This window comes from Streptomyces sp. NBC_01723, assembly GCF_036246005.1.
Taxonomy (GTDB): domain Bacteria; phylum Actinomycetota; class Actinomycetes; order Streptomycetales; family Streptomycetaceae; genus Streptomyces.
In genome coordinates, this window is the sequence record NZ_CP109171.1 from 548,664 (window position 1) to 562,770 (window position 14,107).

General features: G+C 72.6%; 13 protein-coding genes and 1 pseudogene. 7 read left to right on the top strand and 7 right to left on the bottom strand.

Features of this window, described 5'->3' with window-relative positions; all coding sequences use genetic code 11:
- Positions 1 to 16: 16 nt before the first annotated feature.
- Positions 17 to 1,048 (top strand): LacI family DNA-binding transcriptional regulator, encoded by a 1,032-nt coding sequence (locus OIE75_RS02500; protein WP_329469311.1) that lies wholly within the window; start codon positions 17 to 19, stop codon positions 1,046 to 1,048.
- Here OIE75_RS02500 and OIE75_RS02505 read toward each other — a convergent pair.
- From OIE75_RS02505 to OIE75_RS02520, 4 genes are read right to left on the bottom strand one after another with little or no spacing between them, the layout of a single operon-like run.
- Positions 1,038 to 2,972 (bottom strand): amylo-alpha-1,6-glucosidase, encoded by a 1,935-nt coding sequence (locus OIE75_RS02505; RefSeq protein WP_329469312.1) that lies wholly within the window; start codon positions 2,970 to 2,972, stop codon positions 1,038 to 1,040. The two genes, OIE75_RS02500 and OIE75_RS02505, sit on opposite strands and share 11 nt — an antisense overlap.
- On the bottom strand, positions 2,969 to 4,375 hold the full coding sequence (locus tag OIE75_RS02510) for an MGH1-like glycoside hydrolase domain-containing protein (protein ID WP_329469314.1): 1,407 nt from the start codon (positions 4,373 to 4,375) through the stop codon (positions 2,969 to 2,971). The genes OIE75_RS02505 and OIE75_RS02510 overlap by 4 nt, the downstream gene beginning before the upstream one ends.
- Positions 4,372 to 5,172 (bottom strand): sugar phosphate isomerase/epimerase family protein, encoded by an 801-nt coding sequence (locus OIE75_RS02515; protein WP_307009253.1) that lies wholly within the window; start codon positions 5,170 to 5,172, stop codon positions 4,372 to 4,374. Before OIE75_RS02515 ends, OIE75_RS02510 begins: the two co-directional genes overlap by 4 nt.
- A gap of 41 nt (positions 5,173 to 5,213) precedes the next feature.
- On the bottom strand, positions 5,214 to 6,260 hold the full coding sequence (locus tag OIE75_RS02520; RefSeq protein ID WP_307017689.1) for a zinc-dependent alcohol dehydrogenase: 1,047 nt from the start codon (positions 6,258 to 6,260) through the stop codon (positions 5,214 to 5,216).
- A gap of 170 nt (positions 6,261 to 6,430) precedes the next feature.
- On the opposite strand from OIE75_RS02520, the gene OIE75_RS02525 reads away from it, so the two are divergent.
- The 5 genes from OIE75_RS02525 to OIE75_RS02545 are packed head-to-tail and all read left to right on the top strand — an operon-like array spanning position 6,431 to position 11,926.
- Positions 6,431 to 7,834, top strand: coding sequence for an ABC transporter substrate-binding protein (locus OIE75_RS02525; protein WP_307009255.1), 1,404 nt, complete (start codon positions 6,431 to 6,433; stop codon positions 7,832 to 7,834).
- A gap of 30 nt (positions 7,835 to 7,864) precedes the next feature.
- Positions 7,865 to 8,884: a carbohydrate ABC transporter permease gene (locus OIE75_RS02530; protein ID WP_307009256.1), complete on the top strand. Its 1,020-nt coding sequence runs from the start codon at positions 7,865 to 7,867 to the stop codon at positions 8,882 to 8,884.
- Positions 8,881 to 9,765, top strand: coding sequence for a carbohydrate ABC transporter permease (locus tag OIE75_RS02535; protein ID WP_307009257.1), 885 nt, complete (start codon positions 8,881 to 8,883; stop codon positions 9,763 to 9,765). The genes OIE75_RS02530 and OIE75_RS02535 overlap by 4 nt, the downstream gene beginning before the upstream one ends.
- A gap of 18 nt (positions 9,766 to 9,783) precedes the next feature.
- Positions 9,784 to 10,983 (top strand): ROK family transcriptional regulator, encoded by a 1,200-nt coding sequence (locus OIE75_RS02540; protein WP_329473921.1) that lies wholly within the window; start codon positions 9,784 to 9,786, stop codon positions 10,981 to 10,983.
- Positions 10,984 to 11,032: 49 nt separating this feature from the next.
- The gene (locus tag OIE75_RS02545; protein WP_329469316.1) at positions 11,033 to 11,926 is read left to right on the top strand and encodes a Gfo/Idh/MocA family protein; all 894 of its coding nucleotides are present in this window, start codon (positions 11,033 to 11,035) and stop codon (positions 11,924 to 11,926) included.
- 28 nt (positions 11,927 to 11,954) lie between these two features.
- On the opposite strand, the gene OIE75_RS02550 is transcribed toward OIE75_RS02545, so the two are convergent.
- Together OIE75_RS02550 and OIE75_RS02555 are read right to left on the bottom strand one after the other, a co-directional pair.
- Positions 11,955 to 12,362, bottom strand: coding sequence for a RidA family protein (locus tag OIE75_RS02550; RefSeq protein WP_329469318.1), 408 nt, complete (start codon positions 12,360 to 12,362; stop codon positions 11,955 to 11,957).
- A gap of 118 nt (positions 12,363 to 12,480) precedes the next feature.
- Positions 12,481 to 12,948 carry a GtrA family protein gene (locus OIE75_RS02555; protein WP_329469320.1) on the bottom strand — a complete coding sequence of 156 codons (468 nt, stop codon included), beginning with the start codon at positions 12,946 to 12,948 and terminating at the stop codon, positions 12,481 to 12,483.
- A 194-nt stretch (positions 12,949 to 13,142) separates the two neighbouring features.
- Between OIE75_RS02555 and OIE75_RS02560 the strand changes: the two genes are divergently transcribed.
- Complete coding sequence (locus tag OIE75_RS02560; RefSeq protein WP_307009266.1) at positions 13,143 to 13,718, top strand: tellurite resistance TerB family protein; 576 nt, start codon at positions 13,143 to 13,145, stop codon at positions 13,716 to 13,718.
- On the opposite strand, the pseudogene OIE75_RS02565 reads toward OIE75_RS02560, so the two are convergent.
- Positions 13,719 to 14,102: pseudogene (locus tag OIE75_RS02565) on the bottom strand (CGNR zinc finger domain-containing protein); the annotation flags it as partial. It lies immediately after the preceding gene.
- Between the last annotated feature and the right edge of the window lie 5 nt (positions 14,103 to 14,107).

Here is a 14,107-nt window from a genome sequence, read left to right on the forward strand (position 1 = left end):
CCCGAGGAAGGACCGCATGACGAAGCAACAGGGCGACGGCGGGCGACGGCCGCCGGGGATGACCGACGTGGCCCGTGCCGCCGGGGTGTCCGCGCAGACGGTGTCACGGGTGCTCTCGGGCCATCCGCACGTGCGGGAGAAGACGCGGGCCGACGTCATGGCCGCGGTGGCCAGGCTCGGCTACCGGCGCAACAACGCGGCCCGCATGCTCTCCTCCGGGCGCAGCCGCACGATCGGCGTGGTGACCCTCCGCACCACCTTCTACTCACGCGCCCTGGTCACCTCGGGCATCGAGGGCGCCGCGCAGGCCGCCGGATACACGGTGAGCACCGCGACCACCGCCTCGCTGGACACCTCCGCCATCGAGGACGCGCTGTCCCGGCTCACCGACCAGGGGGTCGAGGGCATCATCCTTTCGGTGCCGCTGATCCACACGAGCCCGCGGCTCGAAGAGCTGACCCGTGCCACGCCCACGCTCACCATCGACGGTTCGCGCACCGACGCCACCGAGGTCGTCGCCGTGGACCAGTCCCTGGCGGCCCGGCTGGCCACCCGGCATCTGCTGGACCTCGGCCACGAGACGGTCTGGCACCTCGCGGGCCCGGAGCAGTGGCTGGAGGCCGCCAGCAGAAGGGAGGGCTGGCGGACCACGCTGGAGGCCGCAGGGCGCGCGGTGCCGCCGCCCCTGGAGGGCGACTGGTCGCCCGCCTCAGGCTACCGGGGCGGGCTGGTCCTGGGCCGGATCCCGGACGCGACGGCGGTGTTCGTGGCGAGCGACGAGATGGCGTTCGGCGTCGTCCGGGCCCTGCGCGAACTGGGACGGCGCGTCCCGGAGGACGTCTCCGTGGTGGGCGTCGACGACATCGAGCTGGCGGAGTACTGCTCACCGCCCCTGACCACCGTCGCCCAGCCCTTCGCGCAGATGGGCGAACTCGCCGTCGCCCACCTGCTGCGCTACATCGCCGCCCCCGAGACGGTGCCCGAACCGGCGTCGGTGGAACCGCGCCTCGTCGTCCGAGCGAGCACGGCGGCGCCCGTCAGGGACTGAGCGGCCCCTCCCCCAGCGCCGTCCGCAGGGCCAGCGGGGTGGCCGCCGCCCAGGCCTGCGGGGAGCAGGAGTGGGGGTACGGGACCGGTGCGGGGGTCGCGGAGCGGTCGTAGCCGGCCAGGACCTCGGGCAGCCGGTGGCCGTGGTGGGACGCCGCCGCGATCAGGCCGTCGGCGACGGTGCGCACCTCGTCCGCGAGTCCCTGGCGGGCCAGACCCAGCGCGACGACCGCGTTGTCGTGCGGCCAGGCGCTGCCCCGGTGGTAGGAGAGCGGGTGGTACGGGCGCTGCCCGGCGGCCAGGGTGCGGATGGCCCAGCCGGAGAAGAAGTCCGGCTCCAGCAGCCGCCTTCCCACCCGGCGGGCGCGCTCCTCGTCGAGGATGCCGGACCACAGCAGGTGCCCGGCATCCGAGGCCAGCGCGTCGACCTGGCGGCCGTCGCCGTCCAGGGCGAGGGCCGGGAAGTCGGCCCCGGGCATCCAGAAGTCCGACGTGAAGCGGTCGCGCAGCCCTGCGGCGGTCTCCCGCAGACGGCGCGCGTAGGGTTCGTCGCCCCAGACGCCGGCGGCGAGTTCGGCGGTGCGCAGGAGCGCGTCGTAGGCGTAGCCCTGTGCCTCCGAGACCGCGATCGGCCCCTCGGCCTGGGTTCCGTCGGCGAAGCAGACGGCGCCCTCGGAATCCTTCCAGTTCTGGTTGACCAGACCGTTCGGGTCGGGGGTGTACACGAGGTAGCCGTGCCGCTCGAGGCCGCCGTCGGTGAGCATCCAGTCGACGGCCCGCCGGGCGTGCAGCTCCAGGCGGACGGCGAGGGTGCGGTCGCCGGTCGTCTCGTGGTGGGCGTGGAGCAGCACGAGGAAGAGCGGGGTGGCGTCGACGGCGCCGTAGTAACGGCCGTACGGGACCTGCCGGAAGTGGGCGAGTTCGCCGTGGCGGGTCTCGTGGACGATGCGTCCGGGCTGCTCTCCGCTGAAGGGGTCGTGGCGCTCGCCCTGGACGGCGGCGAGCGCGCTCAGCACGGCGGCCGCCGTCGCGGGCCGGTACGGCAGCAGGAAGTACGAGGTCAGCAGCGAGTCGCGCCCGAACAGGGTCATGAACCACGGGATTCCCGCGGCGGGGACGCGCAGGTGCTCGCCGTCGACGCCGGTGACCGGGATGGTCAGCAGGTCGAGGTCGGCCAGTCCGCGTTCACAGGTGCGGGTGAGGTCGTCCGGCGCGGACGCCTGGCCGTGCGGGTGCCGTCGGCCGGTGGCGGGGGTGGAAGGGGTGGGCGCGGTGTGTCCGTGCGGGTGGGCGCGGGCGGTCAGCCGCACTTCCGCCCGTCCGTGCGCGTCGAGCGGCAGCCGCCAGGACAGGGTCCGGACGGTGGCGTCCCCTTCCGGCTCCGCGGCTCCGGCCGTGTCCGGGGCGGGGCGGCAGGTGAGTTCCGTACGGGCGTGCCATGCGGCCCGCCGGTAGGTGAAGACCGGCCCGTCGGCGCGGTCGTGGGTTTCGTACTCGGCGCCGGGCTTGGCGTAGTGGCGGTCGTCGGCGCGGAGTTCGAAGAGGTCGGCGAAGTCGGCGCCGACGGTCAGCTCGACGTGGGCGGTCACGGGGTCGGGGCGGTTGCTGACCAGGGTCAGGTGCTCGGTGAACGCGCCCGCGGTGACGCTCTGCCGCCGGAAGACGGTGTAGGCGGGCGGGTGGTCCCGGGTGCCCTCGGGGGTCAGGACGCAGGCGGCCGTGTCGTCGCCGTCCGCCGTGGCGGGTACCAGGACGACGGGCGCGGTGCCGTCGACGGTGAGCCGCCAGCGACTCAGGTGCCGGGCGTCCTGCAAGAACAGGCCGTCCGGCGCCGTGCCGCGGGTGCCGGTGATCTCGCCGTCGGTGCCGAGCCGTACGAAGGTGGCGTCGCGCACGAGTTGGACGCGGGCTTCGGCCGTGGTCATGACCGGGCCTCCGTCAGGTCGTAGCCCGTCGGGTCGTACCCGGTCGGGTGGTCCGCCGCCGGGCCGGGGCTCAGCAGGTCGAGGGTGAGGGCGGCGGTCCAGGAGAAGTGCCGGGTGCCGCGGGCCGCGCCGGTGTCGGGGTCGACGTACTCGGCGAACCCCGAGTGTCCGGCCCGGGCGAGGAAGTCGGCGCGCAGCACGTCGGCCTCCTGCCGCAGGCCGTGGGTGCGCAGTCCCCGCTCGATCAGCCAGGCCGTGTTGAACCAGGCGGGGCCGCGCCAGTACCGGGTGGGGTCGAAGGCGGGGCCGGTCAGGTCGTAGCTCGGGACCAGCCGGGTGGCCGGGGCGCTGAAGTGCGGCCCGGTCAGCGTGGCGTGCAGGCTCCGGACGACGTCCTCGGGCAGGTGCGGGACGAGCAGCGGGACCAGGCCGCTGACGCTCCGCTCGTCGACGTGCGTGCCGGTGTGCAGGTCGCGGACGCGGAACAGTCCGGCCTCCGCGTCCCACAGCCGGTCCACCAGCGCCCGGGTCAGTGCGGCGGCCCGCTCCGTGTGCCGCTCCCCCGGCAGGCCCAGTTCGCGTGCCATGGCGGCGAGCGCCAGTTCACTCACGGCCAGCAGCGCGTTGAAGGACGGGTCCTCCACGGCGAACCGGTGGGGTGCCGTCCGGTCGTCGTAGCCGGCCTCCCGGTACTCGGTGGCCAGCCGCACGTAGCGGCCGTAGTCGAGGTCGGTGGGCCGGTCGGCGGGGTGGCCGTGGTCGAGGTCGGCGCGCCGGAAGGTGCCGGGCGGGCTGGGCTCGATCCGCTGGAGCGCCCGGTCCCAGCAGGGGCTGTTGTCCATGCCGGGTTCCCACGGGTGCACGACGGCCGCGAGGCCGCCGCCGCCGAGGTCGCGGCGGTCGAGGAGGTAGTCGTGCCAGGCGGCGAGGCACGGGTGGACGCGGGCGAGGAAGCCGCGGCGGCGGGACTCGTCCGGGTCGGCGCGGTGCACCAGCCAGGCCGCCAGGGCGTGCACGGGCGGCTGGACGATGCCCGAGGTCTCGGCGGCCGACGGCGCGCCCGCGGCGCGGCCGGCCCGGGAGGACTGCCAGAAGTCGGGGCTCGGGAAGTAGGCGTCGTGCGGCAGGGCCGGGTTGAAGACGATGTGCGGGACGCGGCCGTCCGCCCACTGCGCGGCCAGCAGGGACTCCAGTTCGCGCTGGGCGCGGCGCACCGACAGGTGGCGCAGCCCGATGGCGACGAAGGCGGAGTCCCAACTCCACTGGTGCGGGTAGAGGGTGCGGGAGGGGACGGTGGAGGCGCCGGTCCAGTTGTCGAGGAGGACCCGCGCCGCACCGCGCCGCAGGGTCAGGTCTGCGGGCGCGGCGGGCGCGGGCCGGTCCAGGAGGTCGGGAGAGTTCACGCGCCGGACCTCGCGAGGAAGCCGGGGACGGAGCGCACGGCGTCCAGGGGGTCGCCGGTCAGCCGGCATTCGAGGGCGAGGTGGCCGTCGTAGCCGATGGTGTGCAGGGCACCGAGCCAGGCGGGCCAGTCGAGGTGTCCGGCGCCGGGCTGGAAGCGGTTGGAGTCGGAGACCTGGGCGTGGCCGATGACGTCGGCGTGGGCGACGATCGCGGCGGCGGGGTCGGTCTCCTCGATGTTCATGTGGTAGCTGTCGATGCCGATCCGGACCGAGTCGAGGCCGACGGCGCGGATCAGGTCGGCGGCCTGGTCCAGCCGGTTGACCATGTGGTCCTCGTAGCGGTTGAGCGGCTCCAGGAAGAGCGTGACGCCCTCCTTGCGGGCGTGCTCGCCGAGTTCGGTGAGACCGGCGAGGAGCACCTCGCGGTCCTCCTCCTCGGTGCGCGGCGGCTCGAAGGGCGGCAGCCGGCGCGAGAACATGCCGTACGAGGCGGGTGTCTGAGCGCCCACGCCGCCGATCTCGGCGATGACGGTGAGCTGGGACTTCATCTGGGCGAGGGCGTCGCGGCGGACGTCCTCGTCGAAGGCGCCGAGGAAGTGCAGCATGTCGACGCAGACGGTCGGCATGACGACGCCGTCCTCGCGGGCCTGCTTCAGTTCACCGAGGCGGGAGGCGAAGTGGAAGTCGCCCTTGCCGCGCAGTTCGATCGCGTCGTACCCGGCCTGCCGGGCGAAGTCCCACTTGGCCTGGAGGGTGTCCCCGGGCAGCAGCTGTTCCTGGACGGCGGTCTTGAGCATGGGGGGCCTTTCGGAAAATACCGGTCGCAACGGAGCGGGTCTCAGAATTCCAGGACGACCTGCAGCGCCTCGGCGGGCCGCTCGTCCAGCAGTACGTAGGCGTCGGCCGCGTCGGCGACGGGGACGACGTGGCTCACCAGGGCGTCGACGTCGACCTGGCCCTCGGCGACCAGGCGCAGGAAGGTCTGCTGGAGGCGGTCGACGGTCCAGCGGTTCGACAGCTGCGGCGGGACGCCGCCGATCTGGGAGCAGATCAGCTGGACCCGGTTGTGGTGGAACTCGTCGCCGAGCCGCAGGCCGATGCCGTCGCCCTGGTAGAAGCCGGAGGCCACCACGCGCCCGCCGGCGGCGACCGAGCGCAGCGCCTCGTGCAGGGCCGGGTAGGCGCCGCTGATCTCGATGGCGAGGTCGGCGCCGAGGCCGCCGGTGGCCTCGCGGACGCGTTCGGCGACGGCGTCGGTGCGGGCGTTGAGGGTGTGCTGGGCGCCGTACCGCTTCGCCGTCTCCAAGCGGCCGTCGAGGGCGTCCACGGCGGTGACGCGGGCGCCGCTGAGCCGGGCGAGCCGGGTGGTGAGCAGGCCGATGACGCCCTGCCCGAACACCGCGACGTCCTCGCCGAGGTGGATGTCGCCGGCCAGGACGGCGTTGTAGGCGATGGCGCCGACCCGGGCGAAGGCGCCGGCCAGCGGTTCGAGGCCGGCCGGGAGGCTGTGGCCGATCATGCGCTCGGCGGGCACGATGCCCTCGCTGCGGTGGCCCCAGATGCCCCACACCAGGTCGCCGGCGACCGGCAGGCCGGGGGTGCCGGCCAGCTCCGGGGAGACCTCGACGACCTCGCCGACCTCGGAGTAGCCCCAGCCGGCCACCGGGTACTCGATGCCGGGCGCGCCGTCGCGGAAGAGCCGCGCCTCGGGGTCCCAGGTCCGGGTCAGATACGGGTTCGTGCCGCGGTAGGCGGTGAGTTCGGTGCCCGCCGAGATGCCCGAGTACCGGGTGCGGACCCGCAGGTGGCCGGGCGGCAGTTCGGCCCTGACGTGCTCGGCGACCTCGACCTGGCGGGGGCCGGTGAACTGGACGACCCGCTCCACGGACGGCACGGGCGACGCTGCTGACTTCGGCGACACGGATGACACGGAGGGCTCCGGAAGGGTTGCTGATGCGGTTGCGTCGACAATATCCGCAACTTATGTCTTGTCAACAAGCAAAAGTGATGCTGTGATGCGTGGCGAGCAGACGTAAGCCGGAACGAGGACACTCAATGCGCATCAGGACCCTGCGGTCGAGGACGACCGCGGTCGGCGTCACGGCGGCCCTGGGAGTAGGGCTGCTCTCGGGCTGCGCGGGCAGCACCGGGCCCGGCAGGCCGGACCGTGAGATCACGGTCTGGTCCCAGGAGAACCTCCCCGACCGTGTCGCGGCGACGCGGAAGGTCGTCGACGGGTTCGAGAAGAAGACCGGGATCAAGGTCAGACTCGTCGGGGTCGACGAGGCCCAGATGCCGCAGCTGATCATGTCGGCGGCGGCCTCGGGCACGCTGCCCGACGTCATCGGCGCCGCCCCCATGGGCCAGGTCTGGCAGATGTACACCAACGGCCTGCTGAACACCGACATCCCGAAGCGGATCGTCGGCGAACTGGGCCGGGACACGTTCAACACCAACGCGCTGGAGCTGACCTCGGACGGCGCCACCAGCCTCGGTGTGCCCTCCGACGCCTGGCTCCAGTTGCTGGTCTACCGCAAGGACCAGTTGGCGCAGAAGGGCCTGCCGGCGCCCGACACGTACGCGAAGACGCTGGCCGCCGCCAAGGCGCTGACCACCAAGGGTCACGACGGCATCTCGGCCGCCACCGACCCCAGCGACGTCTTCACCTCGCAGAGCTTCGAGAGCGTCGCCCTCGCCAACGACTGCCAACTGGTCGACGACCGGCACGAGGTCGCCCTCGACTCCCCGCAGTGCGAGACCGCCTTCCGCACCTACGACCGACTGGCCCGCACCTACGGGGCGCCCGGCACCCAGACCGTGGACTCCACCCGGGCCACCTACTTCGCCGGCCGCTCCTCGATGGTCGTCTGGTCCTCGTTCCTGCTCGACGAACTCGCCGGCCTGCGCAAGGACGCCCTGCCCAGCTGCCCCCAGTGCGCGAAGGACCCCCAGTACCTGTCGGACAACAGCGGCATCGTCACCGCGATGAAGGGCCCCGACGCCGAGGAGGCGGCCCAGTTCGGCGAGATCACGTCCTGGGTGACCACCAAGACCGCCGAGACCGCGGCGTCCCGTGAGTTCATCGAGTACATGATGGGCACCGGCTACGAGTCCTGGTTCGGCATGGCGCCCGAGGGCAAGATCCCGGTCCGCAAGGGCACCGCCGACGCTCCCGAGCGCTACCTCGAGTCCTGGCGCCACAGCGAGATCGGCGTCGACACCCGCAAACCGCTGGACGAGGTCTTCCCCGACAGCCTGCTGGACCAGCTCGCCGACGGCGTCAGCAACATGCGCCGCTGGGGCATCTCCCAGGGCGAGGGAGCCCTGGTCGGGGCCACCAACGGCGAACTGCCCGTACCGAAGGCGGTCGGCGCCATGACCAGCGGCCAGCGCTCACCGTCCGAGGCGGCACGCGACGCCGACGAAGAGGTCGCCGCCCTGAAGAAGTCCTTGCAGTAGCCGCCCGCCTGCACCTCACGAAGGTCCCTCATGACTACAGCTCCAGCCGGCGCACCGCAGCGCCGGGACTCCAGCCCCCGGTCCACCGACCGCTCCGCCCCCTCGGGCCGTCGGCCGATGACCGCCAGCCGGCGGGCCAACCGGGCGGGACTCGCGTTCGTCTCCCCCACCTTCCTCGTCGTCCTCGTGGTGGTCGTGCTGCCCATCGCCTGGACCGTGCTGCTCGCCTTCCAGAAGGCCCGGCTCGTCGACATCCAGGGCATGAGCCTGTTCGGCAACTGGACCCTGGACAACTTCGCGCAGGTCTTCGACTCGGCCGGCTTCTGGTCCAGCCTGGGCACCACCCTGCTGTACACCGCCGGCTCCACCTTCGGCTCCGTCGTCCTCGGCCTGATCGCCGCGCTCGCGCTGCGCAAGCCGTTCAAGGGACGCGGGCTGCTGCGCGCGGCGATGCTGCTGCCGTACGTCGCGCCCGTCGTCGCCGTGGCCTTCGTCTGGGAGGTCGCGCTCAGCCCGCAGTACGGCGTGGTCAACGACTGGGGCAAGCGGCTGTTCGGCTGGGACGACCCGATCGCCTTCCTGTCCACCCGGGAGTACGAAGTCCACCTGCTGGGACTGCATTTCGACATCCCGCTGGCGCTGCTGACCGTCATCGTCTTCGAGTGCTGGCGCTACTTCCCGTTCGCGTTCCTGTTCATCCTGGCGCGGCTGCAGGCGGTGCCCGACACGCTGGAGGAGGCGGCGCTGGTCGACGGGGCCACCCCGACCCAGCGGTTCCGGCACGTGCTGCTGCCCCAGCTGATGCCGGTCATCGCACTGCTGTGCGTCCTGCGGTTCATCATGACGTTCAACAAGTTCGACGACGTGTACCTGCTCACCGGCGGCGGCGCCGGCACCGACGTGGCCGCCGTGCGCGTCTACGACTTCCTCACCGCCCGCTACGACGTGGGAGCCGCGGCCGCCCAGGCGCTCGTCCTGGCCGTCTCGCTGATGATCCTGCTGGGCTTCTACTTCAAGTTCTTCGGCAACAAGGTCCAGGAGGAAGCGTGACGCGCAAGGCGGCCCTGTCCCGGGCCCAGTTCGAGGAGCGGTTCTTCGGCGTACTGCGCTGGTTCGTCATCGCGTTCCTCGCGGTGATCACCCTGCTGCCGTTCTACTACATGGTGCTGCTGTCGCTGAAGCCCATCGACGCGCTCCTGCTCGACCCCGGATCCCTGTGGATCTCGGCGAAGGACTTCACCCTCTCCACCTACCAGGACGTGCTGCGCTCCACCTCCGACGGCGGCCAGGGCTTCCTGAAGTTCCTGCGCAACTCCGCCCTGGTCTCCCTCGGCACGGTGGTGCTCACCCTGGTGGCGGCGGTGCCCGGCGCCTACGCGATCAGCCGCCTGAAGTTCTTCGGCCACCGGCAGGTCAGCGCGCTCTTCCTGGCCGTCTACCTGTTCCCGGCGACGCTGCTGGCCGTCCCGCTGTTCGTCATCTTCGCCCGGATCGGGCTCTCCTCCAGCCTGGTCGGCCTCGCCGTCGTCTACGTCGCCCAGACGGTGCCGGTGTCGATCTACATGCTGAAGAACTACCTCGTCACCATCCCGGCCTCGATCGAGGAGGCGGCGGCGCTCGACGGGTGCTCCCGGCTGCAGACCGTCCGCAAGGTGATCCTGCCGCTCGCCCTGCCCTCGCTGATGGCGACCGGCCTCTACGTCTTCATGATCGCCTGGAACGAGTTCCTGTTCGCACTGCTGTTCCTGGCCGCCGACCCCGGCCAGTGGACCGTCTCCCTGGGCCTGGCCCAGCTGTCCAACGGCATCGAGGTGCCCAAGACCGTCCTGATGGCCGGTTCCGTGGTGCTGACGATCCCCGTGGTACTTCTGTTCTTCGCCGCCGAACGCCTGCTCACCGAGGGGCTGACCAGCGGCGCCGACAAGAGCTGAGCCGTGGGGGACTCCATGATGACGTCAAGTCAGGCCAGCGCGGGTGCGCTGCTGCAGCTGATCCGCAGCGGGCGCGCCAACACCCGCGCCGACCTCCAGCAGGCGACCGGGCTGTCCCGCTCCACGGTCGGACAGCGCCTCGACCTCCTCAACCGCGCGGGGTGGCTGCGCCACGCGACGGGCAGTTCCACCGGTGGCCGCCCCTCCCACCGGATCGTGTTCGAACCGGGCCACGCCTCGGTGATCGCCTTCGACCTGGAGACCCGGCACGCCCGGGCCGCCGTACTCGACCTGGCGGGCACCATCCTGGCCGAGCACACCGCTCCGCTGGACGTCGCCGAAGGACCCGAACCCGTCCTGGACCGGCTGGCCGAGTGGTTCCCGGACCTCATCGCCGCGGCCGGGATCCCGGCCTCCCACGTGGCGGGCATCGGACTGTCCGTGCCGGGTCCGGTCGACTGGGAGTCCGGGCAGGTGATCGAGCCGCCGATCATGCCGGGCTGGGACCGGTACCCCATCAGGGAACGGCTCCAGCAGGCGTACGCCGCGAAGACGGGCCTGGACCCGGCGGCGCACGCGGTGCCGGTGCTCGTGGACAACGACGCCAACCTGATGGCGCTGGCCGAGTACCAGGCCAACCACCGGGACTGCGCCTCGTTCGTCCTGCTGAAGGTGTCCACCGGCATCGGCGCGGGGGTCGTCATCGGGGACAGCCTCTACCGGGGTATCGACGGCGGCGCCGGCGACATCGGGCACATCCGGCTGCACGACCGGTCCGACGCGCTGTGCATGTGCGGCTCCCACGGCTGCCTCGCGGCCGTCGCCAGTGGCCGCGCCATCGCCAAGGAGCTGTCCGCCCTCGGCCTCGACACCACGTCGGGCCGGGACGTGCGGCGGCTGCTCAACGAGGGGCACCCGGACGCGGTCCGGCTGGCCCGGGAGGCGGGACGGCGGGTGGGCGAGGTCCTGGTGACCGTCGTGACCCTGCTCAACCCCGGAGTGCTCATGATCGCCGGTGAGCTGTCCGGGGTGCCCTTCCTGACCGGGGTGCGGGAGCTGGTCTACCAGCGGGCCATGCCCCGCGCCACGGCCGGCCTCCAGGTCGTCACCTCGCGGCTCGGCGACCACGCGGGGCTCGTCGGGGCCGCCGCCATGGTCGTGGAGCACCTCTACTCCCCCGCCGGCGCCGACGCCCGGCTCGACCGCCTCGCACCGTGAGCACACCGCCGTGCCACCGTGTGCCGTACCCCTCGAAGACAGGAACACCGTGAACGCTGTCCCCGCCCCCTGGACCGACCGGCCCGTCGAGGTCGGGCTCGTGGGCGCCGGCCCCTGGGCCCGCGCCATGCACGCCCGGGTACTGGCCGGCGGGCCGGAGACCCGGCTCGCCGCGGTCTGGGCCCGCCGCACCGAGGCGGCCCGTGAGGCCGCCGCGCCCTACGCCGCCCATGTCGCCGCCGGTTTCGAGGAGTTGCTGGACCACTGCGAGGCCGTGGCGTTCGCCGTGCCGCCCGCCGTCCAGGCCGAGCTGGCGCCACTGGCGGCGAAGCGGGGCAAGGCGCTGCTGCTGGAGAAGCCGCTCGGCCCCGACCTGTCCGCGGCCCGCCGCGTCGCCGACGCCGTCGCCGAGGCCGGTGTCGTCTCCCAGCTGGTGCTGACCAAGCGCTACCACCCTGCCACCCGCGCCTTCCTCGAAGCCGCGCGTTCCATCGAGGCGACCGGCGCACGCTCCTGTTACCTCCACAGCGCCTTCCTGGGCGGTGAGTTCGCCACCGGCTGGCGGCTGGAACACGGCGCCCTGCTCGACCTCGGCCCACACCTCCTCGACCTGCTGGACGCCTCGGTCGGCCCCATCACCTCCATCCGCGCCACCGGCGACCCTCGCCGCTGGACCGAATTGACCTGCACGCACGAGAACGGCGCCGTCAGCCAGGCCTCCCTGTCCGGCTCGGTGGCCGTCCCCCACGCGCTCACCCGCGTCGAGCTGTTCGGGCCGGCCCAGCCGCTGGTCTACGACACGGCGGGCATCGACCACGAGGAGTGCTGGCCGATCCTGCGCCACGACTTCGCCACCGCGGTCCGCACCGGCACACCGCCCCCGGTGGACGCCCGGCGCGGGCTGTACTTGCAGGGGCTGCTGGACCGGGTCACGTACGACTGATCGGTCGCGTCCCCCGGCCCGGTCCGCTTCAGTCGACGACCGCCGTGGCCTCCACCTCGACCAGGTGCTCGGGCACGTCCAGCGCCGCGACGCCCAGCAGGGTGGCCGGTGCGGCCGGGGTCTCGCCCAGTCTGGCGGCGGCGCGGGCGATGCCCTCGAGGAGCAGGGGCATCTTGTCGGGGGTCCAGTCGACGACGTGGACGTTCAGTTTCGCCACGTCGGCGAAGGTGGCGCCGGCCGCGGCTAGGGCGGTGCCGACGTTGACGTAGCTCTGCTCGACCTGCGCGGCGAGGTCGCCTTCGCCGACGGTGACACCGTCGGCGTCCCAGGCGACCTGCCCGGCGACGAACACCAGCCTCGTGCCGGAGGCGACCGACACCTGCCGGTAGACGTCGATCTCCGGCAGGTCCGCGGGGTTCACCAGCGTGATGGCCATGGCTGCTCTCTCCTTGCCCGTGCTCTCCAGTGGTTACTCGGGAACCGTAGGAGAGTGGCCGGTGACATGGAAGAACGCACTTTTTGGTGACCGGGGAACCTGTGGGTGACCCAGCAGGTCAGCGGCGGGCGCGGCCTCGGAAGACGGCGAGCCGCAGCACCAGGAAGCGCACGACGGTGACGGCGACGGACGTGGCGGCAAGGACCGCGGTCTCCGCGGCGGGCGAGGCGGCGGGCTGCTCGTGCCGGAACCACAGCACGGCGCCGGACGTGACCAGGTAGCCGAGCAGGAAGAGCCCGCCGGCCCCCAGATGGGCACGGGCCGGCCCCGCGTCGGCGTGCCGGAACGTCAGACGCCGGTTGGCCTCGGTGTTGAGCACGGTGAGGACCAGCAGGGAGACCAGGTTGGCGGCGGCCGGGGGCCACCACAGGCGCAGCGCCCAGTACAACGCCGCCTGTCCGGCGGTCGACACGACGCCGATCGCGACGAACCAGCCGACCTCGCGCGACCACGCCCTCCGCCGGGCGGTGGGAACACGGGGCGGTCCGGCGGCCTCGGCGACCGACGACCCCTTCAGCCGAGCCACACCGACGCCTCCACCCGGCCGACCGAAACGGCAACTCCTGGTCGCGCAGCCTACTACGGCACCGGTAGGCTCTTTGCTCTGGCTTTGCCTTCCGGGAACCCTGTGGTTCTGGAAGGCGTTGATCCTGATGACCGCGAGAGATCGCGGCCGGGAACCATGACCGACAAGCAGCAACAGAAGCCGAGGTGGCACGAGTGGCGATGTGGGACAAGATCAAGGACCAGGCCAAGACCTTCCAGCAGTCCCAGGGCACTCGGGGAGCGACCGGATCGGGGCACGGGGCGCAGGGGCACCAGCAGCCCGGCGGGACGGGGTCGTCCTCCGGCGGCTCCAAGGCCCAGCTGATGGGGATGTTCAAGTCCCAGCTCGCCTCGGTCAAGACCGAGCTCAAGAGCGGTTCCTACCGGGACGCGAGCATGGCCATGTGCGCGCTGGTCGCCGCGGCCGACGGCCAGGTGGAGCCGGCGGAGCGGCAGCGCGTGGAGGAGCTGATCGTCTCCAACGAGGTGCTGCAGAACTTCCCGGCGGACCAGCTCCGCCAGCGGTTCAACCAGCACGTGGACAAGCTTCTGGCCAACTTCCAGCTGGGCAAGACCGAGGCGCTCCAGGTGATCGCCAAGGCCGCCAAGAAGCCGCAGGAGGCGCGTGCGGTCGTCCAGACCGGCATGGTCGTGGCCGGGGCCGACGGCGTCTTCGAGCCGTCCGAGCAGCAGGCGATCCGCGAGGCGTGCACCGCGCTGGGCATCTCGCCGACGGAGTTCGGTGTCTGATCACCCGTCGGACCGGCGCTGGTGCGCCGCGACTCGCTCCCGTGTCGCACAGCGGCGTGAGCAGTAGCGGCGCTCCGGCCCGCCGCCCTGGGTGACGAAGACGTTCCGGCAGCCGCCGGACGCGCGGTCCCTGCCGGGCGGGCGTTGGTGGTCCCGGAGCAGGACGGCCAACGCCATGCAGGCCGAGGCCGGGGACAACTCGGGCCAGGGCGCGTCGTCGTCCCGGTCGAGGTGCGGATGCCAAGGGGTGCCGCCCCCGTGGGACGTCAGGCGCAGCCGCCAGGTGTGCGCTTCCAGGAGACGGTTGAGGACGTGTGCCGCGGTGTCGACGGAGTCCGCCGCGAAGACCTCCCGCAGCAGGACGGCGGCCGCGCGCAGCACTTCGGCGA